Genomic DNA, 18,161 nt, shown 5'->3' with positions numbered 1-18,161 from the left:
CGATCGCCGCTCGGGTGAGCGGCAGCACCAGGTCACGTCGGCCGCCCGAGTGCGAGGGGTCGACGATGACGGGCAGGTGCGACAGCCGCTGCGCCACCGGCACCGCCGAGATGTCGAGGGTGTTGCGGGTCGCCTTCTCGAAGGTGCGGATGCCCCGCTCGCACAGCACGATGTCGAGGTTGCCGCGCTGGGCGACGTACTCGGCGGCCATCAGCCACTCCTCGATGGTCCCGCTCATGCCGCGCTTGAGCATCACCGGCCGGTCGGCCTCACCGGCCGCCTGCAGCAGGGAGAAGTTCTGCGCGTTGCGGGTGCCGATCTGCAGCATGTCGGCGTACGAGGCGACGAGTTCGACGTCGTGGGCGTCCACCACCTCGGTGACGATCGGCAGGCCGGTCTCGGCTCGGACGTCCGCGAGGATCCGCAGCCCGGCCTCGCCCAGTCCCGGGAAGGCGTACGGCGAGGTACGCGGCTTGAACGCGCCACCCCTCAGCACGGTCGCGCCGGCGGCCTGCGCCATCTGCGCCGCGGCCAGCGTCTGCTCGGGCGTCTCGACCGCGCACGGCCCGGCGATGAGGGTCATGGTGCCGGGGCCGATCGGCACACCACCGACCCGGACGACCGAGCGATCGGGATGGTTCTCCCTGCTCACGAGCTTGTAGGGCACCGAGACCCGCAGGACGTCGCTGACGCCTCTCATACCGCGCAGGTTCAGCGAGCCGAACTGGCGGACGTCGCCCACAAGACCGACGATCGTGCGGTTCACACCGCGGCTGACGAAGGCGTCTCCACCCGCCGTCTCTACCAGCGAGACGACGGCGTCGATATCCGCTTCAGTGGCCTCCGAGGCCATCACGACGACCATTTCTCTCCTCTATCCCGAGCTCTGTCCCGCGATGGACGCGGGGAACACGATCGAATGGGTCCATCAACGACGAAAGCCCCGGGCCGTCCGGCCCGGGGCTTTCGTCAGTGGTCGCTCAGCGCAGCGTCAGGCTGGCCACCACCCGTCCGGGTCGGTCGCCATACCAAAACTCCTCACGGAGGACGCTGCACACGTCGGCAAGGCTACACAATCCGCCTCCGCCGGGAGCGGTAGGGGCGGAATGTGGCTCAGTTCACCGGGATGGCAGGATGGCCGGGACATGACCCCGCCCGAGAAGCGTCTGCCGCCCGGACAGTACGTCCCCCGTGGCTGGCCGGTCCTGCACTATGGGCCCGTCCCGAAGTTCCGCCCCGCCGACTGGGACTTCCGGGTGTTCGGCGCCACGGAGTCGGGCGAGCGGTACCGGTGGAGCTGGCGGCAGTTCGAAGATCTCCCCGCCACGAAGGCCACCGCGGACTTCCACTGCGTCACGAAGTTCACCATCCCCGACAACGAGTGGGAGGGAGTCGCCGGCTCCGCCCTGGTCGAACTGGCGCCGCCGCACCCGGACGTCACGCACGTGATGGTGTGGGCCGAGTACGGGTACAGCGCCAACGTCCGGATGGCCGACTTCCTGTCGGAGGCGACCCTCTTCGCCACTCACCGCAACGGTGAACGCCTCACTCCCGACCACGGCTTCCCAGTGCGCCTCGTCGTCCCGCATCTGTACGCGTGGAAGAGCGTCAAGTGGGCGCGCGGGGTCGAGTACCTCGTGCGGAACCAGCGCGGGTTCTGGGAGGAGCGCGGCTACCACAACGTGGCCGACCCCTGGCGTGAGCAGCGCTACTCCTACCAGGAAGAGGACGACTCCCCGTCCCGGTGACCGTGCCGTGGGCCCCGGGCGACCCGGGTTCTTCTCGGCGCGACACGCTCACATGGTGAAATCACTTGCGCGCGGAGGGTAATCGGCGGCAGGGTCCTTGTCATGCTTAGCGTCCTGGCCGTCGATGACGAGGCGCCCGCGCTCGAGGAGCTCACCTTCCTGCTCCGGCAGGATCCGCGCATCGCACAGGTGGCCGAGGCGGGCGACGCGGCCGAGGCGCTCCGCATCCTGAGCCGGGTCCTCGTCGCGGGGGACCGGCTCGACGCCGTCTTTCTCGACATCCGGATGCCCGGCCTGGACGGGCTCGACTTCACCCGCCTGCTCGCCGGCTTCGCGGCGCCGCCGGCCGTGGTGTTCGTGACGGCCCACGACGGCTTCGCGGTGGCCGCGTACGAGCTCGGCGCACTCGACTATCTGCTGAAGCCGGTCCGTCCGGAGCGACTGGCCAAGGCGGTGCACCGCGTCGAGGAGGCGGTGCACCGCACGAGCGAACCCGCTGAGGTCGACGAGGTCGTGCCGGTGGAGCTGGGCGGCCGCACGCGCCTGGTGACGCGGTCCAGCGTCACCTACGCGGAGGCGCAGGGCGACTATGTGCGGCTGCACACCGCCGACGGCAGTTATCTGGTGCGGATGCCGCTCAACGTGCTCGCCAAGCGGTGGGAGGACGCCGGGTTCATCCGGATACACCGCAGCACCCTGGTCGCCGCCGGGCACATCAGCGAACTGCACTTCGACGGTGGCCGGGCCATCGTCCAGGTGGGCGAGGAACAGCTGACCGTGAGCCGGCGTCACACCCGTGAGGTACGCGACCTGCTCATCCGGCGGTTCCGGAACTGAGCGGGACCTGCGCCGCGTACCCGAGGATGCACCTGATCGGGACCCGACCGCGTACCCGCTCGGGCACCGGCCCGATCGCGACCGTGTTCGCCGAGAGGGCGCAACGGACGGACCGTGGACCGTTCCGGGTCATGTCTCAATGCCGTTCGTCGTGCCGAATCGCCCGCTCGTCGAGTGGCTACGCTACGTATACCGCTCGCTGCACACCGTTTGTCGAGGCGGTCTCCGGAGTGCTCCCGCGGATCACGGACGGCACTCTAGTGTGGGCTCGCTGGCAGGCTTCACACCGCGTTCGGGGGGACGCGGGCGGCGAAGGTGCGTGATCCGCACAATGGCCGCACCACCCCCAGCATGAGCGACCAGGGATACCCAGCAGAGGTCGGAGTCGCGTTCCCGCGCCGTCGACGGGTAGATCTAGACCCGCTGACGCGCGCGTCGCAGACGTGCTCCGGTTGCTGGGGCAAGGCCGCCGGGCCCCGTACCGGGGGGGTGGGGCTCGACGGCGTCCGCTCGGGCGCTGCTGGACAGTCGGGGGGTTGTTCAGCAGCGTCCGAGTCTGGTTGCCGGCTCGGCGCCGGGCATCCGGCGCCCGTGTCCGCGGCCGGCCGTCAGGCGTGCCCGACCTAACCGTGTGCGCGCGAGGGCGCGACGACCGCGCGAGCGAAGGCGGACGGCCCTTTCTGATCGCCGCTCCGTCACAGATCCGGTACATTCAGTGTCGTCACGGCATTGATGTCGGTGTCATACTCCCGACTGACGAGACCGGGATCGATTCGCCCGTACACTCTCATCGATGGACACGACGGTTGCGGACCCACTCGTCGGGCAAGTGCTCGACGGGCGCTACCGCATTGAGTCGCGCATCGCCCGCGGGGGGATGGCGACCGTCTACCTGAGCAAGGATCTCAAGCTCGATCGGATCATCGCGCTCAAGGTCATGCACGCCGGCCTCGCCCAGGACGACGACTTCGTCCGACGCTTCATCGGCGAGGCGAAATCCTCGGCGGCGCTGTCGCATCCCAACGTGGTCGCCGTCTTCGACCAGGGAACGGACAAGCAGCACGTCTTCCTGGCGATGGAATACGTACCCGGTCGCACCCTGCGCGACCTGCTCACCGAGCGGGGCAGGCTCGGCCCGAGGCAGGCGCTGGAGATCATGCAACCGGTGCTGGCGGCCCTCGGCGCGGCCCACCGCGCGGGTCTGGTGCACCGGGACGTGAAGCCCGAGAACGTGCTCCTCACCGGCGACGGCCTGGTGAAGGTGGCCGATTTCGGGCTCGCCCGCGCCGAGTCGGCGAGCAAGCAGACCAAGACCGGAATGATCATCGGTACGGTCGGTTACCTGGCTCCGGAGCAGGTGCTGTCCGGCCACGCCGACGTGCGCTCGGACGTCTACGCGGCCGGGGTCATGCTGTTCGAGCTGATCACCGGCCGGCAGCCGCACCAGGGCGAGACTCCGCTCGCCGTCGCCTACAAGCACGTCAACGAGGTCGTTCCGCTGCCGTCGAGCGTCGCGCCCGGCATCCCGCCTCAGCTCGACGCCCTGGTCGCCATGGCGACCAGTCACGACCCCGCCCGCCGCCCGCAGGACGCGGGCCGGTTTCTCGCCGCGGTGGCCGACACCCACCGCAACCTGCCGCCGAACATCGACCAGGTGTCCGCGAACGCGACCTCGGTGCTGCAGAGCGGTCCGCCCGTGCCCACGCATCCGCGTGTCGGGGCCGGGGCGCACACCAGCGTCATCCCGATGGGCGCCGTGGCGCAGGAGCCGCAGCCGCGGGCTCCCTTCCTCGACCGCCTGATCGACTTCGTCACCGGCCGGTTCGTGCTGATCGCGCTGGGCGTCATCGCCGTGGTGGTCATCGGCTGGGCCGTGTGGTACCAGGCGGCCGGCCAGTACGCCCACGTCCCGCGGAACATCGTCGGCATGTCGGCCGAGGAGGCCCGTGCGCGGCTGACCGAGGACGGCATCCGGTTCAAGGCGGGCCGGCCCGCCTATTCCGACAAGGTCAAGAAGAATCACGTCGTCTCCGTCGACCCGGCGCCCGGTGAGCGGGTCAAACAGGACCAGGTTGTCACGTTCGTCCTGTCCAGGGGCCGGCAGCCGATCCCGGTGCCCGACGTGACCGGCAAGTCGCTCGACGAGGCGAAGAAGGCCTTGGAGAACAACGGCTTCACCGCCGGTGACGTGACCAGGGCTCCGTCGCAGACGGTGCCCAAGGACGCGGTGCTGCGGACCGATCCGAAGGCCGGCGACAAGCAGTCGCCCGACGAGCCCGTGGGCATCGTGCTGAGCAACGGGGTGCAGCTGCCCAACCTCGCCGGCCAGCCGAGCGACCCCGCCGCCAACCAGCTCCGCTCGATGGGCCTCAACGTGAAGGTCGAAGAGCAGCAGGACCCGAGCAAGCCGCCCGGCACGGTGCTGAGCCAGAACCCGCCGCCCGGCACGGCCGTCTCCCACGGCGACGAGGTCACGCTGTACGTCAACAAGAAGGAAGACTGCTTCCTGCCCCAGTTCAACCCGCGCTGCCAGAACGGCGGCAACGGCCAGGAGATGCTGCCGGTGCCCAGCACCGTCGGCAGGAACGTGGACGAGGCCAAGGGGATTCTCGAGGGCGCCGGCTTCAAGGTCGACGTGAAGGACGTCCCGGGCCGCCAGCCCGGCGGTCAGGTGCTGCTCCAGACTCCGGCCAACGGCAACGCTCCCCGTGATTCCGTCGTCACCATCTGGCGCTGACGTCTCCCTGACCGCGACTAAGCTGGTTCGTCTATGACTTCTCGTGAACAGAGCCTCATTGGCGCGCACGTCCCCGTCGCCGGGGGGCTGGCCACCGGGGGGCTGAAGTACGCCGCCGAGATCGGCGCCGAGGCCGTCCAGGTGTTCGTGTCCAACCCGCGCGGCTGGGCGCTCACCGCGGGCAAGGCGGCGGAGGACGCTCTGCTGCGCGACAGCGGTGTCCCCGTCTACGTGCACGTGAACTACCTGGTCAACTTCGGGTCGCCCACCGCCGACACGCTGACCAAGTCGGTCGACTCGGTCCGGCATGCGCTGCTGCGCGGGCGCGAGGTCGGTGCCCGGGGCGTCGTCGTGCACACGGGCTCGGCGGTCAGCCAGTCCTACGAGGAGGCGATGGGGCAGGTCCACCGGCACCTGCTGCCGCTGCTGGAGGAGATACCCGGCGACGGGCCGGACCTGCTCCTGGAGCCCATGGCCGGGCAGGCCCACATGCTCTGCGCCACCGTGCAGCAGCTGGGCCCCTACTTCGAGGCACTGGAGCACCATCCCCGGGTCGGGGTGTGCCTGGACACCTGCCACCTCTTCTCCGCCGGCCACGACCTCACCGCCGAGGGCGGCGTCGCGGAGGTCCTGGACGCGCTCGTCGCCACCGTCGGCGCGGGCCGGCTCAAGCTGATCCATGCCAACGACTCCAAGGACCTGTGCGGGTCGGGACGGGACCGGCACGAGAACATCGGCGCCGGGCATCTCGGTGAAAGGCCGTTCGCCGAGTTCCTCCGCCACCCGGTGGCCGCAGGGGTGCCGTTGATCATTGAGACGCCCGGCCGGTCGCCGGAGCCGCATCGCGCCGACGTCGACGTCCTCAAGCGGCTCCGCGCCGCCTAGCATCGGTGCGCCACGGGGCGGCTAGGCGGTGCTGATGCCCTCCCACGGTGAGGACGCCTGGGCGTAACGGCGCTTGGGAATCCGCCCGGCGAGCCGGGCCAGCCGGCCGGCCTCGACCGCATGCCGCATCGCCGCCGCCATCCTGGCCGGGGCCTGGGCGCGCGTCACGGCGGTGGCCAGCAGCACGGCGTCACAGCCCAGCTCCATGGCCAGCGCGGCGTCGCTGGCGGTACCGATGCCCGCGTCGAGGACGACCGGCACACCCGCCTGCTCCACGATCAACTCGATGTTGTGCGGATTGCGGATGCCGAGGCCGGAGCCGATGGGGGAGCCGAGCGGCATGACGGCGGCACAGCCGATCTGCTCCAGCCGGCGGGCCAGCACCGGATCGTCGCTGGTGTACGGCAGCACGACGAACCCGTTGTCGACGAGCTGCTCGGCGGCGTCCACCAGCTCGATCGGGTCTGGCAGCAGTGTGCGCTCGTCGGCGATCACCTCGAGCTTGACCCAGGAGGTGCCGAGCGCCTCGCGGGCGAGCTTGGCGGTGAGCACCGCCTCGCCCGCCGTGAAACAGCCGGCCGTGTTCGGCAGCACCGTGATATCGCGGCGGCGCAGGACGTCGAGCACCGAGCCCTGCGCCGACGGGTCGACGCGGCGCATCGCGACCGTGGTCAAGCGGGTGCCCGAGGCGACCAGAGCCTCCTCGAGTGCCAGCATGCTCGGCGCCCCTCCGGTCCCCATGATGAGCCGGGAATCGAAGGTCTCACCCGCGATGACGAACGGATCGGGCCGCTGCTCGGGCTCGTCGGCCCGCAGGGCCGCCCCGGTCTCGCTCACGCGTCGCTCATCTTCCCGCTCGATCACTTGTCAGCCTCCCTGCACGGCGGTCAGGACCTCGAGCCGGTCCGCCTCTCGCACGGTCGTCGTGGTCCACTCGGCTCGCCGTACGACCTCGTCGTTCAGCGCCACCGCGATCCCGGCCGTGGCGGACGTCACATCCGCGACGACGCCGGCCACGGTCGCGCCCTCGGGCACCTCATGCGGGTCGCCGTTCACGATCACTTTCACGCGGAGATCTCCTCTGCGAACCGCTCGGGGGAGAACGCCCTGGCGACGTCCGGGAGCCGCCCGGTGATCAGTGCCTCCGCCATGACATCACCGGTCACCGGGGTGAGGAGCACCCCGTTGCGAAAGTGCCCGGTGGCCAGCGACAGCCCAGACAGAGCGGCCGGGCCGAGAAGGGGGGCATTGTCCGGGGACCCGGGGCGCAGCCCCGCGGACACCTCGACGAACTCCAGCTCCGTGATGCCCGGGATCAGCTCGCGGGCGTCCCTCAGCAGCTCCCACAGCCCTCCCGCGGTGACGGTGGTGTCGTAGCCCATCTCCTCCTGGGTCGCGCCGACCACGACCTCACCGTCCGACCTCGGCACCAGATAGATCGACGAGCCCCTCACCACCCCGCGGGTCGTGCGGGTCAGGAACGGCACGCGGGTGCGCAGGCGCACCACCTGGCCCTTCACCGGGCGGATCACCGGCACGACGTCCCGGGGGAGTCCCTCCAGCCGATGCGTCCAGGCTCCCGTGGCCAGCACGATCTGGTCGGCGCGCAGGTCCTCGCCCGCCTCCGTTCGCACGCCCACGGCGCGGTCGCCCTCGACCAGGACCCGTGTCACGTTCTGCCGTACGAGGGTGACGCCGCTGCGTTCGACCGCTGAGAGCAGCGCGCCGGTCAGCCGCCGCGGATCGATCGAGCCGTCGCGCTCGGCGAGCAGCCCACCGCGCACGGACGGGGCCAGCATGGGTTCGAGACGGCGGCATTCGCGGCCGCTCAAGGCGGTGGCGGGAAGCCCGAGCGTCTCCTGGAAGCGCCGGAGGTCGTCGAGGAATGCGAGATCGTCGGTGTCGAAGGCGACCTGGACGGTGCCGTCGTCACGGTAACCGGTGTCGTGGCCGGTGAGTTCTTCGAGTTCGGCGACGAAAGCCGGATATCGATCCCGGGAGTCGATTCCCAGACGCAGAAGCCGTTCCTCGCCATAGGCCAGTTCGCCGACCGGGGCCAGCATCCCCGCCGCCACATGGGACGCCTCGCTCGCCGGGTGCCGATCGACGATGGTGACGTTCAGGCCGCGTGCGGCCGATCGCCAGGCGATGGTCAGCCCGATGACCCCGGCACCGACGATCACCACATCCATATGAGCGCTCCCTTCGCCGGCATGATCCGGATCAGGTCGTGGCGGTCGGCGGCCCGATCAGCCGCCCTCTCAGCCCGGTCGCACCGGACTCCCGCGCTTTGCCGCTTTCACCCTAGCCCGCCCGCGACATTCTTGCCGCTTCGCATGGGTACTACAGTGCGGGAACATGGACAGGGTGATCATCGTCGGCGGAGGGCTGGCGGGCGTACGCGTGGCGGAGGCGCTGCGGGCGAGGGGTCATGAGGGCGCCCTCACTCTCGTCGGCGCGGAACCGCACCGCCCCTACGACCGGCCGCCGCTGTCGAAGGCCGTCCTCATGGGCCGCACCGACGACACCACCGTCGACGCCGACTGGTCCGGTCTGCGCTGCGAGCTGCTCCTCGGCCACCGCGCGACCGGGCTGCGTCTCGAGGATGAGCGCGGCGGAGCGGTCGAGACCACGGCGGGCGAGCTGCCTTTCGACGGGCTGGTGATCGCCACCGGTGCGAGCCCGATCCGGCTTCCGGGCGACGGGCCGCAGGATGTGCTCCGCACGATCGACGATGCCCGCGCGCTCCGCGACGGCTTCCGCGAGGGCGCGCGGGTGACCCTGGTCGGAGCGGGCTGGATCGGGGCCGAGGTCGCGACGGCGGCGGCCCGGGCGGGCTGCGCGGTGACGGTGGTGGAGGCCGCGGACACGCCGCTGGAGGGCGCCGTCGGCCCGGAGATCGGCGCGTGCACGGCGCCGTGGTACGGCGAGGCCGGCGTCGAGCTGAGGTGCGGTGTGCGGGTCGCCGCCGTCGAGTCAGGAGGGCTGGCCCTCGCGGGCGGCGAGTGGATCGACGCGGACGAGGTGGTCGTGGGCGTGGGCGTGCGTCCCGAGGTGGGCTGGCTCGCCGGGTCCGGACTCGACCTCGACGACGGCGTCGTGGTCGACGCCTCGCTCCGCACGAGCCGGCCGGAGATCGTCGCGGTCGGCGACTGCGCGGCCTGGTGGTCGGCGCGGTACGGCCGGCGACTTCGCGTGGAGCACTGGGACACCGCGCTCAACGCCCCCGAGGTGGCCGCGGCGGCCCTGCTCGGAGAGGAATCCACCTATGATCCGGTGCCGTACTTCTGGTCGGAGCAGTTCGGCCGCATGGTGCAGTACGCGGGCCATCACCAGGACGCGGAGCGACTCGTGATGCGCGGTGACCCGGGTAAGGCGGGCTGGGCGGCGTGCTGGCTCAGCGGGACCCGTCTGGAGGCGATCGTCACCGTGAACCGGCCCCGTGACCTGGTGCAGGCCCGTCGGATCATGACGGCCGGTACGGCCGTCGACCCGGACGCCGTCGCCGATCCGGAGGTGCCCATCCGGAACGCGGTGCGCACTTGAGGGTTTCAGGAGCGCTCAGGCGTGGTAGGCAGGCTGCGTGACGCAGATGCACATTACTGTTGACAGCATGCTGGATCCGCAGACAGATGCCCTGGTGGGGGAGTGGTTCTCCCTCCCTGAGGCGGCCGATCGGCTCGGGATCAACGTGAGCCGGACCAAGCAATTCCTCCGCGACCACAAGCTCCTCGGCATCGCCCGGGACGGTGCTCACCAGGTGCCCGCGGCCTTCATCAAGGAAGGGCAGGTTCTCAAGGGGCTTCCCGGAACCCTGATGCTGCTCTCCGACGCGGGCTACGAGCCCGTGGAGGCCCTCCGCTGGCTGTTCACCGCGGACGACACACTGCCCGGAACACCGGTCCAGGCGCTCATCGAGAACCGTGGCACAGAGGTCCGGCGACGGGCTCAGGCTCTGGCCTTCTAGCGGTAAGGAAGGACCTGACTCTCATCGTGCCGAAGCGCTTGCCATCGGATCACGCCGTCTCGTTGCGGGCCCGGCTCGACCGGGCCCGCCTCTATCTGTGCACCGACGCCCGGGAACGGCAGGGCGACCTGCCGGAGTTCCTCGACGCGGTGCTCGGGGGCGGCGTCGACATCGTCCAACTGCGGCAGAAGGGGCTGGAGGCCCGCCAGGAGATCGAGTACTTGGCGGCCTTCCGCGATGCCTGCGATCGGCACGGCGCCCTGCTCGCCGTCAACGACCGGGCCGACATCGCGAGGTCGGCCGGCTCCGACATCCTTCATCTGGGGCAAGACGACCTGCCGGTGCCGTTCGCCCGCGAGATCGTGGGACAGGACGTCCTCGTCGGCCGGTCCACCCACACTCCGGAGCAGGCGGCGTCCGCCGCCACGGAACCGGGGGTCGACTACTTCTGCGCCGGGCCGGTCTGGCCGACGCCGACCAAGCCGGGCCGCTCGGCGCCCGGTACGCGGCTGCTGGAGCACGTCGCGGGCCGGCGCACCGACCGGCCGTGGTTCGCCATCGGGGGCATCGACCTCGATCGCCTGGACGAGGTGCTGTCCACGGGCGCCGACCGGATCGTCGTGGTGCGGGCGATCACTGAGGCCGACGACCCGGGCGCGGCCGCCGCCGGCCTCTCACGCCGGCTTCGGGAACACGCGGCCACCCTGACCAGCGCGCCCGCCGATACCGCACAATGGACGCCATGACCGTCTCACCTGACGACGACCGGCCGGTCGAGCTCTCCGATGAGGATCTGGAGATCCTCCCGGACCAGACGCGCGACGATACCGACGAGGGCTGGGGCGCTTGGCGCGGTTCCGCGGAGGATGACGACCGCCTCCTGGAGGACCGTCCGCCGCACTGGTAGCCGTCACGCGTCCGCCGTCCCCGTCGTGGTCGGTCCCCGGTCCGAGCCTCGGCGCCGTTCGCGGTGGCCCGTAAGGGCGGTCAGCCTGCGGGCAGCACCACGCCGAGGACGAACCCGGCCGCGATGACCAGGGCGAGGGCGATCATCATCCGCCAGCGGTAGGCGGGGATGCGTTTGGGCTTGGGCTTGGGGGCGGGCCGGGCGTTGGCGCGCAGCGAACGCAGTATCTGCGGAGCGGTCGGCCGCGCCGCCGGGTTCTTGTCGAGGCACCGCTCGACCAGGTCGCGGAGCGGTCCCTTCAGTTCGCCCAGATCGGGCGCCCGTTCGGCCACCCGGCGCATGACGGCGGCGTTGGACCCGGAGCCGAACGGCGGCCGGCCGGTGGCGGCGAACACCATGGTCGCGCCCCAGGCGAAGACGTCGGCGGGCGGGCCGACGGGCTCGTCCTCTATCTGCTCGGGCGACATGTACGCCGGCGTGCCGACCGGAGAGGTGGTCATTGGCGTCACGCTGTCCAGTGCACGCGCGATGCCGAAGTCGATGACCTTGGCGCCGTCCGGGCCGAGCAGGACGTTGCCGGGCTTGAAGTCGCGGTGCACGATGCCCGCCCGGTGAATGGCCGCGAGGGCGGCCGCCGTACGCATGGCCAGCCGACGCAGCCGGCCGCTCGTCAGCGGACCGTCGTCGTCGACGACCTGCTGGAGCGAGGGGCCCTCGACGAACTCGCTGACGATGTACGGGCGGTCGCCGGTCACTTCGGCGTCGAGCACCCGGGCGGTGTGAGGGGCGGCGACCCGCCGGGCCGCGTCCGCCTCCTTCACGAACCGGGTCCTGGCCCGCTGGCTCGCCGTCATCCCGCCGCGCAGCAGCTTGACGGTGACCAGGCCGCCCTCGCCGGAACGAGCGAGATAGACCACGCCCTGCCCGCCCTCGCCCAGGCGTTTGATCAGTGCGTAGTCGCCCAGACGCTCAGGATCGTCCGGGCCGAGCCTGGTGTCGTCTGGCACTCGATGCTCCGGCGGTGCGGGGGATACGGGTGGGTGGTGCGAGAGGCTGGTGCAACGGGGTGGTGCGAAGGTGGCGCTGGGGCGTGCAGAGGGCTCGTGCTGCGGGGGTCGTGCAGCGGGTGGTGCAGGGGCGTCGTGCAGGGCAGTGGAACGTGTGGCGGAAGATGTCCCTATTTGTATCGCGCCGCCCCGGCCTACCTGGGCATAACTCGGCCTTTTGTCGCTTACGAGCGGGATCGTACTGTCGTGCGGTCTACGCCGACCCGACGCGAGCCGAAACCGGGTGGCGACAGGTGTGCCGGACGTGTGCCGCCGCTCCTTCGCCCGGTGAGCTCATCCGCGACGGGCGGTCGCGGCGACGGCCAGTTCGGCGAGTGCCACCTTGGCCTCGTCGGTCACCGGCGCGGAGTCCAGAGCGATGTGCGCGTCGGCCGCGTACTTGGCGATCATCGCCTCACAGGCGTCGAGCCCGCCGGTGTCCACGATGATCGACCGGAGTTCCTCGACGCCCGCGACGTCGAGCGCCGGATCGCCGAGGCGGACCCGGACGACGTCGGCCTGCGCGGGTGTGGCGCGTTCCAGGGCGAGGGCCACCAGCACCGTCCGCTTGCCCTCACGCAGATCGTCGCCGGCCGGCTTGCCGGTCTCGGCCGGATCGCCGAACACTCCGAGCACGTCGTCGCGGAGCTGGAACGCGATGCCGAGCGGAAGCCCGTAACGCGACAGAGCGCCGATCGTCTCCCCGTCCGCTCCGGCCATCGCCGCACCGAGGTGCACCGGCCGCTCCACCGAGTACTTCGCGCTCTTGAACTCCACCACCCGCAGCGCCCGGTCGACGGCGCCGTGGGCCGGAGTCCGGGCGCCCGCGGCACCCGCCGCGGCCGGGACGTGCCCGGGGACCCCCGCGCCGCGCGCCTGCTCCAGCAGGTCGAGGTACTGCCCGCACATCACCTCGGTGCGCATGAGGTCGTAGGTGGCGCGGCCTCGGCGCAGCGTCTCCTCCGGCAGTCCGCTGGTCTCGTACATCATGCTCGACCAGGCCAGTGACAGGTCGCCGAGCAGGATCGCCGCGCCCGCCCCGAACGACTCCGCCGAGCCGGGCCACGCGGCTCCCTCGTGCATGGCCTGGAACCGGCGGTGAACGGACGGCTGGCCGCGGCGGGTGTCGCTGGCGTCCATGACATCGTCATGGATGAGGGCACTGGCCTGCAGCAGCTCCAGCGAGGCGGCCGCCGCCATGATCGTCGGGTCGTTCCCCCCGCCCGCGCCCCGCCAGCCCCAGTAGCAGAACGACGGTCTGAGTCGCTTGCCCCCGGCCACCAGCGACTCCAGCGCCGACACCATGGGCGCCAGGTCGTCGTGGATGACCAGCAGCCCCGGACGCTGCCGGCTGATGAAGGCGAACAGGGCTTCGTCGATCTCCTTGCGGATGCGGCTGGAGCACATGGTCACGAGCGTATCCACCCGTACTGGGAGCAGATACCCGGGTCCGGCTGAGCTTCGGACCGGTACGGGTTGAGTACGCGGGCTCATGAACCGGCCCGCCCGTCGAGCGAGTCTTGCGGGCATGGGCAACGCTTCGCAACTGGCCGTCCGCACGCCGCCGAGCCGTGACCGCTATGTGGACTTCCTGAGGGTGTTCTCACTCGCGACGGTGATCCTCGGCCATTGGCTGATGGCCGTGCTCCTCGTCGGCGAGGACGGCGGGGTCACCGCCGGTAACGCACTCGCGATCATGCCTGACCTGCAGCCGCTCACCTGGCTGTTCCAGGTGATGCCGCTGTTCTTCTTCGTCGGCGGGTTCTCCCATGCGATCGCACTGCGCAAGAGCGGCGGCTCGGCGGAGTTCATCCGCGCACGGTCCGCGCGGCTGCTCATCCCCACCGTGGTCTTCGGCGCGGTATGGCTCGCGCTCGCCGTCCTCATCGAGGCGACCGGGCATGATCAGGGCGTGCTGCGGCTCGCGACCCGCGGTGTCGCCCAGCCCCTGTGGTTCATCGGCGTCTACCTGGCGATCGTGGCCATCGCGCCGGCGATGATGCGGCTGCACCGCGCGTACGGCGCGCTGGTGCCCGCCGTGCTCCTGACCGGGGTGGTCGCCGCGGATCTGACCCGGTTCGGCCTCGGCATCACCGAGGCCGGCCATCTCAACCTGCTGCTGGTGTGGGCGGCGGTGCACCAGCTCGGCTTCTTCTACGCGGACTCGCGGCTCGGCCGCGGCCCGGCGTGCGCACTGGCCGTCGGCGGACTGATCGCGGTGGCCGGGCTCACCGCCTTCGGCCCCTATCCGGTCTCCATGGTCGGCATGCCGGGGGAGCGGATCTCGAACATGTCGCCGCCCACCCTGGCGCTGACGGCGCACGCGGCCTGGCTGATCGGCCTGGCTCTGTTGCTGCGCGGCCCGCTCACCCGCCTGCTCGCGCGGCACCGGGTCTGGGTGGGCGTCATCGCCGCCAACGGGCTCGCCATGACGGCGTTCCTGTGGCACCTCACCGCACTGTTCCTCGCCTGTGCCGCACAGCTAGCCCTCGGGCTCGCGCAGCCGTCCGTGGGCAGCCTCACCTGGTGGCTGCTGCGCCCGGTCTGGCTCGGCCTCCTCGCGCTCGTCACCGCCGGGCTCATCGCGGTGTTCCGGCGAGCGGACCGGCCGCGCAGACTCGCGCCGGCGGCGCTCGGCACCGGGCGCTCGGCGGCCGGGGTCACGCTCTGCCTTCTCGGGGTGCTCGGGTTCTCGGCCGTGGGCTTCGGCGGCGCGCTCGCCGGCCGGACCGCCCACCTGATGGTGCTGCCGGTCACCCCCATCGGCTGCGCACTGCTGCTGGCCGCCGGAGGCCTCATGCTCGGCCTGGCCGAGACCTCGCCCGTCGCGGCGCTCAGGTCAGGGCGCGGGCGGCGGTCCGCCGGCCGCCGGGCGTGACGGCGTGCCGCGGGCCCGACCGGTCTGGTCGCGTGAACCGCCCGGCCGGGTCGCATGGGCCGCCCGCCCGGGTCAGGCGAACCGCGCGGCCGCGCCGAACGAACCCCGGCCGGCGGCTCTCACCCACCCCCGGGGCCGGGCCCGCACCGGTAACCTGTCGACCATGAGTCCCCTGCGCCCCGAACGTGTGCCCACCATCCGCGAGCTCCTCGCGGCCGGGGGGAAGTCGTTCTCGTTCGAGTTCTTCCCGCCGAAGACCGAGAAGGGCGTACGAGCGCTGTGGCGGGCGATTCGCGAGCTCGAGGCGCTACGGCCGACCTTCGTGTCGGTGACCTATGGCGCGGGCGGCGGCACTCGCGACAAGACCGTCGACATCGTGGAGCGGATCGCCACGGACACCACGCTCACCCCGGTGGCGCATTTCACCGCGGTCGACCACTCGCTACGGGAGCTCCGCCACCTGATCGGCCGGTTCGCCTCGGTGGGCGTGCGCAACATGCTCGCGCTGCGCGGTGACCCACCGGGTGATCCACTCGGCGATTGGGTCCAGCACCCCGAGGGGGTGGCCTATGCCGAGGACCTGGTGCACCTGATCCGCAACTCGGGGGACTTCTGCGTCGGCGTCGCGGCGTTCCCCTACAAGCACCCGCGCTCGCCCGACGTCGACAGCGACACCCGCTACTTCGTGCGCAAGTGCCGCGCCGGCGCCGACTACGCGATCACTCAGATGTTCTTCCGCGCCGAGGACTACTTCCGGCTGCGCGACCGGGTCGCGGCGCAGGGCTGTGAGACACCGATCATCCCGGGGATCATGCCGGTCACCCAGATGAGCACGATCGAGCGCTCCGAGCAGCTGTCCGGCGCGCCGTTCCCCGCCGAGCTCGCGGCCCGTTTCGAGGCCGTCGCCGACGACCCCGAGGCGGTACGGCTGCTCGGGATCGAGCACGCGGCGGGCTTGTGCGAGGAACTGCTCCAGCAGGGCGCTCCGGGCATCCACTTCATCACGTTCAACAAGTCGACCGCTACGCGAGAGGTCTACCGGCTGCTGGGCGCCGACGCGTACGCCCTCCCGCGGTTGACCGCCTGACCCACCGACCGGCCCGCCGACGGCCGCGCCTCCTGTGCGAGATCAGCGCGCCAGCGGCAGCGGCCCGCCCATGATCGCGTAGGTCTGGCCGCCGCCCGGGAACTCGAAGTCGCGTAGCAGGTCGGTCATGCCCACCGAGCAGTAGAGCCGCCTGGCCGGGGAACCCCGCCGGTCGAGCGTCGAGAGCACGACCGTACGCTCGGTGCGGCCCGCGCACAGTGCCGACAGAAGCCGGCGGCCCAGACCCTGCCCTTGGTAGAGCGGATGCACGTGCAGTTCGGCGACCTCGAAGGTGTCACCGAGCCAGCCGTCGGCGTGCTCCTTGCCGCCGGCGTCGATCAGCGCCTGATGGACGACGTCGTGCCACCACTGGCCCGAGACGCCGTGGAATCCGTAGGCGAATCCGGCGACGTTCCCCACGGGCGCGCGGCCGCTCACGGACGCCGGCAGCCGGAGGGGGATCGGGATCCGGCGCCGCTCGAGCACGAACGCCCGGAACGCGGGGTAGGCCGAATGCCGCTCCATGATCGTGTAGCGCCCGGACAACTGCTCGGCAGGGGGGTCCATCGCCGCGGTATAGACCTCCAGCAGTGAGCCGAGCCGTTTCAGGAACGCCCGTCGATCGACTTCACGCAGCTTCGGCTCTCTCACCGCCCCGAGCATAATCCTCGGGCCCCGGGCACGCCGCCGTGCGGTCAAGGACGCGCCGAAGCCGCGGTGCGCGACTCACGTGGCCACGGCCACGACGCGATCGGTGGCGGTCAGCGTGTTGTAGATGTCCCAGAGGATCCGGTCGGACGCCTGGCGGAGCGCCCGCTGGCCGGCGGTGAGCCGGCCGCCCCACTGGCGCGCCTCGGGGCCGAGCCACGCGTCGGTACCGTTCAGGGTCTTCACCGCCGGGTCGAGGGCGCGGCGAAGCCGGTCGATGCTGCCGTAGGCGTCCCGGTAGTCCTGGTACAGGCGTCCGTACGCGGGATTCGGTCGCTGTCCCGGGGCGAGTCTCGCGGCGGCGGCTCCCTCGAGCGGGGGCGGGACCGATGCCGGGGGCGGGGGAGCGGCCATGGATCGCGTCCCTTCCCTAGCCGGCCCGCCGGGGCGGAGAGACGTCCTCGCCGGCCGTCCGTGGAACGTCCCCGGTCCCGGCGGGGCCGTCCGGTGGCGGAGCGTCCTGCGGGCCGAGCCGCGCCAGTGCCTGGTCGGTCCTGCCACTGAGGTCGGCGGCATCGAGGATTCCTGCGACCTCGGCGCGGTGTCCGGTCCGGTCGGCGGCGGCCAACACCTCGCGCAGCCATCTCTCGGTCATGAAGAGATGGCGGTCGGCCGTGCCGAGGGACTCCTCGATCGCCTTGACCCGGTCGGCTCCGTCGTCGTCGTCCCGCCCCGCCACCGCGATCAACTCGGCGGTGCCGGCCGGCCCCAGCCGTGCGTAGAACGCCTCTGTGTAGTCGGGGTCGTCTGCGTCGGCCCCCAGGCGCAGCCACACGTCGGCCGGGACCGGCCCGTGCCCGCCGGCTGCGCGCTCGAACGCCGCCGCGTCGGCCCTGGCCGCCTTCGCGGCAGCCTGCCGGTCGGGATAGCTGCCGAGGTCCTCGCCGGCGCCCGACGGGGTCGTCCTGTGCCAGGGAGGGCCGCCTGTGCCGCCGTGCTCGGGGGCGCCGCCTGCCCCGGTGCCGTGGCCGGCGTCGTCGATCCTGTGACCGGGGCCGGTGCGGACGTGCGGCCGGGCGCCTGCGCCGTGCTTGCCTGCACCGTGCTCGTCTGCGCCGTGCCCGCGTGGGCCGTGCCCGCCGTGCCGACGCGGCGGAGACGCAGGTGGCTGGACCCCGCCGCCGCGATCCGGGTGGGTGATGGCGTAGTTGCGCCGCCGGGCGAGCATGCCGATCTGCTGGGCGGCCCACTGCTCGGCCTGCTGCGCCTGGCGGTAACCGCCCGTCGGCACGCCCGGGGGCGGCCGGTGCGCGTTCAGCCACCCCGTGATGGCCGCGCTCGCGGCCTGGACCTGCTTGATGAGCTCGCCGAGCGCGTCCGGGTCGATGCCGCGGAAGTTCGGGTCGCGCCGTGCCACGGCC

General features: G+C 71.7%; 18 protein-coding genes, 1 pseudogene and 1 riboswitch. Of the genes and pseudogenes, 10 read left to right on the top strand and 9 right to left on the bottom strand.

The genetic code is table 11. The features are described 5' to 3' along the window. A partial coding sequence (gene aroF, locus HKK72_RS25840; protein WP_187237024.1) for a 3-deoxy-7-phosphoheptulonate synthase occupies positions 1-865 on the bottom strand: 865 nt, incomplete at its 3' end. A gap of 280 nt (positions 866-1,145) precedes the next feature. Between aroF and HKK72_RS25835 the strand changes: the two genes are divergently transcribed. The 4 genes from HKK72_RS25835 to HKK72_RS25820 all read left to right on the top strand — a co-directional run bounded on the left by HKK72_RS25835 (position 1,146) and on the right by HKK72_RS25820 (position 6,207). Then, positions 1,146-1,748 carry a sulfite oxidase-like oxidoreductase gene (locus HKK72_RS25835; protein WP_187237023.1) on the top strand — a complete coding sequence of 201 codons (603 nt, stop codon included), beginning with the start codon at positions 1,146-1,148 and terminating at the stop codon, positions 1,746-1,748. Between the two features lie 102 nt (positions 1,749-1,850). Next, positions 1,851-2,585: a LytR/AlgR family response regulator transcription factor gene (locus tag HKK72_RS25830; RefSeq protein WP_187237022.1), complete on the top strand. Its 735-nt coding sequence runs from the start codon at positions 1,851-1,853 to the stop codon at positions 2,583-2,585. A 793-nt stretch (positions 2,586-3,378) separates the two neighbouring features. Next, positions 3,379-5,322 (top strand): Stk1 family PASTA domain-containing Ser/Thr kinase, encoded by a 1,944-nt coding sequence (pknB, locus tag HKK72_RS25825; RefSeq protein ID WP_187237021.1) that lies wholly within the window; start codon positions 3,379-3,381, stop codon positions 5,320-5,322. A 33-nt stretch (positions 5,323-5,355) separates the two neighbouring features. Continuing rightward, positions 5,356-6,207, top strand: coding sequence for a deoxyribonuclease IV (locus HKK72_RS25820; protein ID WP_187237020.1), 852 nt, complete (start codon positions 5,356-5,358; stop codon positions 6,205-6,207). A 21-nt stretch (positions 6,208-6,228) separates the two neighbouring features. Here HKK72_RS25820 and HKK72_RS25815 read toward each other — a convergent pair whose 3' ends face one another. The 3 genes from HKK72_RS25815 to thiO form a co-directional block, all read right to left on the bottom strand. Then, the gene (locus HKK72_RS25815) at positions 6,229-7,044 is read right to left on the bottom strand and encodes a thiazole synthase (RefSeq protein ID WP_187237019.1); all 816 of its coding nucleotides are present in this window, start codon (positions 7,042-7,044) and stop codon (positions 6,229-6,231) included. Positions 7,045-7,074: 30 nt separating this feature from the next. Further along, a complete protein-coding gene (gene thiS / locus HKK72_RS25810; RefSeq protein ID WP_187237018.1) occupies positions 7,075-7,275 on the bottom strand; it encodes a sulfur carrier protein ThiS in 201 nt (66 codons plus the stop codon). Beyond that, complete coding sequence (gene thiO / locus HKK72_RS25805; protein WP_187237017.1) at positions 7,272-8,399, bottom strand: glycine oxidase ThiO; 1,128 nt, start codon at positions 8,397-8,399, stop codon at positions 7,272-7,274. The genes thiS and thiO overlap by 4 nt, the downstream gene beginning before the upstream one ends. Then, a riboswitch (TPP riboswitch) is annotated at positions 8,391-8,504 on the bottom strand. It overlaps the preceding gene by 9 nt. 61 nt (positions 8,505-8,565) lie before the next feature. On the opposite strand from thiO, the gene HKK72_RS25800 reads away from it, so the two are divergent. The 4 genes from HKK72_RS25800 (at position 8,566) to HKK72_RS25785 (ending at position 11,081) form a co-directional block, all read left to right on the top strand. Further along, on the top strand, positions 8,566-9,753 hold the full coding sequence (locus HKK72_RS25800) for an NAD(P)/FAD-dependent oxidoreductase (protein ID WP_187237016.1): 1,188 nt from the start codon (positions 8,566-8,568) through the stop codon (positions 9,751-9,753). Positions 9,754-9,820: 67 nt separating this feature from the next. Then, positions 9,821-10,174 (top strand): Rv2175c family DNA-binding protein, encoded by a 354-nt coding sequence (locus HKK72_RS25795; protein WP_261987192.1) that lies wholly within the window; start codon positions 9,821-9,823, stop codon positions 10,172-10,174. Between the two features lie 26 nt (positions 10,175-10,200). Then, on the top strand, positions 10,201-10,920 hold the full coding sequence (gene thiE / locus HKK72_RS25790) for a thiamine phosphate synthase (protein ID WP_315987450.1): 720 nt from the start codon (positions 10,201-10,203) through the stop codon (positions 10,918-10,920). Further along, positions 10,917-11,081: a hypothetical protein gene (locus HKK72_RS25785; protein ID WP_187237014.1), complete on the top strand. Its 165-nt coding sequence runs from the start codon at positions 10,917-10,919 to the stop codon at positions 11,079-11,081. The genes thiE and HKK72_RS25785 overlap by 4 nt, the downstream gene beginning before the upstream one ends. A gap of 80 nt (positions 11,082-11,161) precedes the next feature. On the opposite strand, the gene HKK72_RS25780 is transcribed toward HKK72_RS25785, so the two are convergent. Together HKK72_RS25780 and HKK72_RS25775 are read right to left on the bottom strand one after the other, a co-directional pair. Continuing rightward, entirely contained in the window at positions 11,162-12,088 is a 927-nt protein-coding gene (locus HKK72_RS25780) for a serine/threonine-protein kinase (RefSeq protein ID WP_187237013.1), read from the bottom strand. Positions 12,089-12,421: 333 nt separating this feature from the next. Then, positions 12,422-13,534 carry a polyprenyl synthetase family protein gene (locus HKK72_RS25775; RefSeq protein WP_187237012.1) on the bottom strand — a complete coding sequence of 371 codons (1,113 nt, stop codon included), beginning with the start codon at positions 13,532-13,534 and terminating at the stop codon, positions 12,422-12,424. A 121-nt stretch (positions 13,535-13,655) separates the two neighbouring features. Here HKK72_RS25775 and HKK72_RS25770 point away from each other — a divergent pair, with 121 nt between their 5' ends. Together HKK72_RS25770 and metF are read left to right on the top strand one after the other, a co-directional pair. After that, positions 13,656-15,005, top strand: coding sequence for an acyltransferase family protein (locus HKK72_RS25770; protein WP_187237011.1), 1,350 nt, complete (start codon positions 13,656-13,658; stop codon positions 15,003-15,005). Positions 15,006-15,168: 163 nt separating this feature from the next. Further along, positions 15,169-16,092 carry a methylenetetrahydrofolate reductase [NAD(P)H] gene (gene metF / locus HKK72_RS25765; RefSeq protein ID WP_187237010.1) on the top strand — a complete coding sequence of 308 codons (924 nt, stop codon included), beginning with the start codon at positions 15,169-15,171 and terminating at the stop codon, positions 16,090-16,092. A gap of 42 nt (positions 16,093-16,134) precedes the next feature. On the opposite strand, the gene HKK72_RS25760 is transcribed toward metF, so the two are convergent. The 3 genes and pseudogenes from HKK72_RS25760 to HKK72_RS25750 all read right to left on the bottom strand — a co-directional run. Next, the gene (locus HKK72_RS25760; protein WP_315987449.1) at positions 16,135-16,743 is read right to left on the bottom strand and encodes a GNAT family N-acetyltransferase; all 609 of its coding nucleotides are present in this window, start codon (positions 16,741-16,743) and stop codon (positions 16,135-16,137) included. Positions 16,744-16,818: 75 nt separating this feature from the next. Then, positions 16,819-17,154: a hypothetical protein gene (locus HKK72_RS25755; protein ID WP_187237008.1), complete on the bottom strand. Its 336-nt coding sequence runs from the start codon at positions 17,152-17,154 to the stop codon at positions 16,819-16,821. A gap of 16 nt (positions 17,155-17,170) precedes the next feature. Continuing rightward, positions 17,171-18,161, bottom strand: a pseudogene (locus HKK72_RS25750) (hypothetical protein); the annotation flags it as partial.

It is taken from the genome of Actinomadura sp. HBU206391 (assembly GCF_014323665.1).
Lineage (GTDB): Bacteria > Actinomycetota > Actinomycetes > Streptosporangiales > Streptosporangiaceae > Actinomadura_C.
Note: the sequence above shows the minus strand (reverse complement) of the source record. Positions and strands in the feature narration are given on the sequence as shown.

What these genes read in the sequence shown, in the direction of transcription:
- pknB (WP_187237021.1), top strand. Translation starts at nt 3,379, where the DNA reads ATGGACACGACGGTTGCGGACCCACTCGTCGGGCAAGTGCTCGACGGG.
- metF (WP_187237010.1), top strand. Translation starts at nt 15,169, where the DNA reads ATGAGTCCCCTGCGCCCCGAACGTGTGCCCACCATCCGCGAGCTCCTC.
- thiO (WP_187237017.1), bottom strand. Translation starts at nt 8,399, where the DNA reads ATGGATGTGGTGATCGTCGGTGCCGGGGTCATCGGGCTGACCATCGCC.
- HKK72_RS25800 (WP_187237016.1), top strand. Translation starts at nt 8,566, where the DNA reads ATGGACAGGGTGATCATCGTCGGCGGAGGGCTGGCGGGCGTACGCGTG.
- HKK72_RS25830 (WP_187237022.1), top strand. Translation starts at nt 1,851, where the DNA reads ATGCTTAGCGTCCTGGCCGTCGATGACGAGGCGCCCGCGCTCGAGGAG.
- HKK72_RS25785 (WP_187237014.1), top strand. Translation starts at nt 10,917, where the DNA reads ATGACCGTCTCACCTGACGACGACCGGCCGGTCGAGCTCTCCGATGAG.
- HKK72_RS25755 (WP_187237008.1), bottom strand. Translation starts at nt 17,154, where the DNA reads ATGGCCGCTCCCCCGCCCCCGGCATCGGTCCCGCCCCCGCTCGAGGGA.
- HKK72_RS25835 (WP_187237023.1), top strand. Translation starts at nt 1,146, where the DNA reads ATGACCCCGCCCGAGAAGCGTCTGCCGCCCGGACAGTACGTCCCCCGT.
- HKK72_RS25820 (WP_187237020.1), top strand. Translation starts at nt 5,356, where the DNA reads ATGACTTCTCGTGAACAGAGCCTCATTGGCGCGCACGTCCCCGTCGCC.
- HKK72_RS25770 (WP_187237011.1), top strand. Translation starts at nt 13,656, where the DNA reads ATGGGCAACGCTTCGCAACTGGCCGTCCGCACGCCGCCGAGCCGTGAC.
- HKK72_RS25795 (WP_261987192.1), top strand. Translation starts at nt 9,821, where the DNA reads ATGCTGGATCCGCAGACAGATGCCCTGGTGGGGGAGTGGTTCTCCCTC.
- HKK72_RS25775 (WP_187237012.1), bottom strand. Translation starts at nt 13,534, where the DNA reads ATGTGCTCCAGCCGCATCCGCAAGGAGATCGACGAAGCCCTGTTCGCC.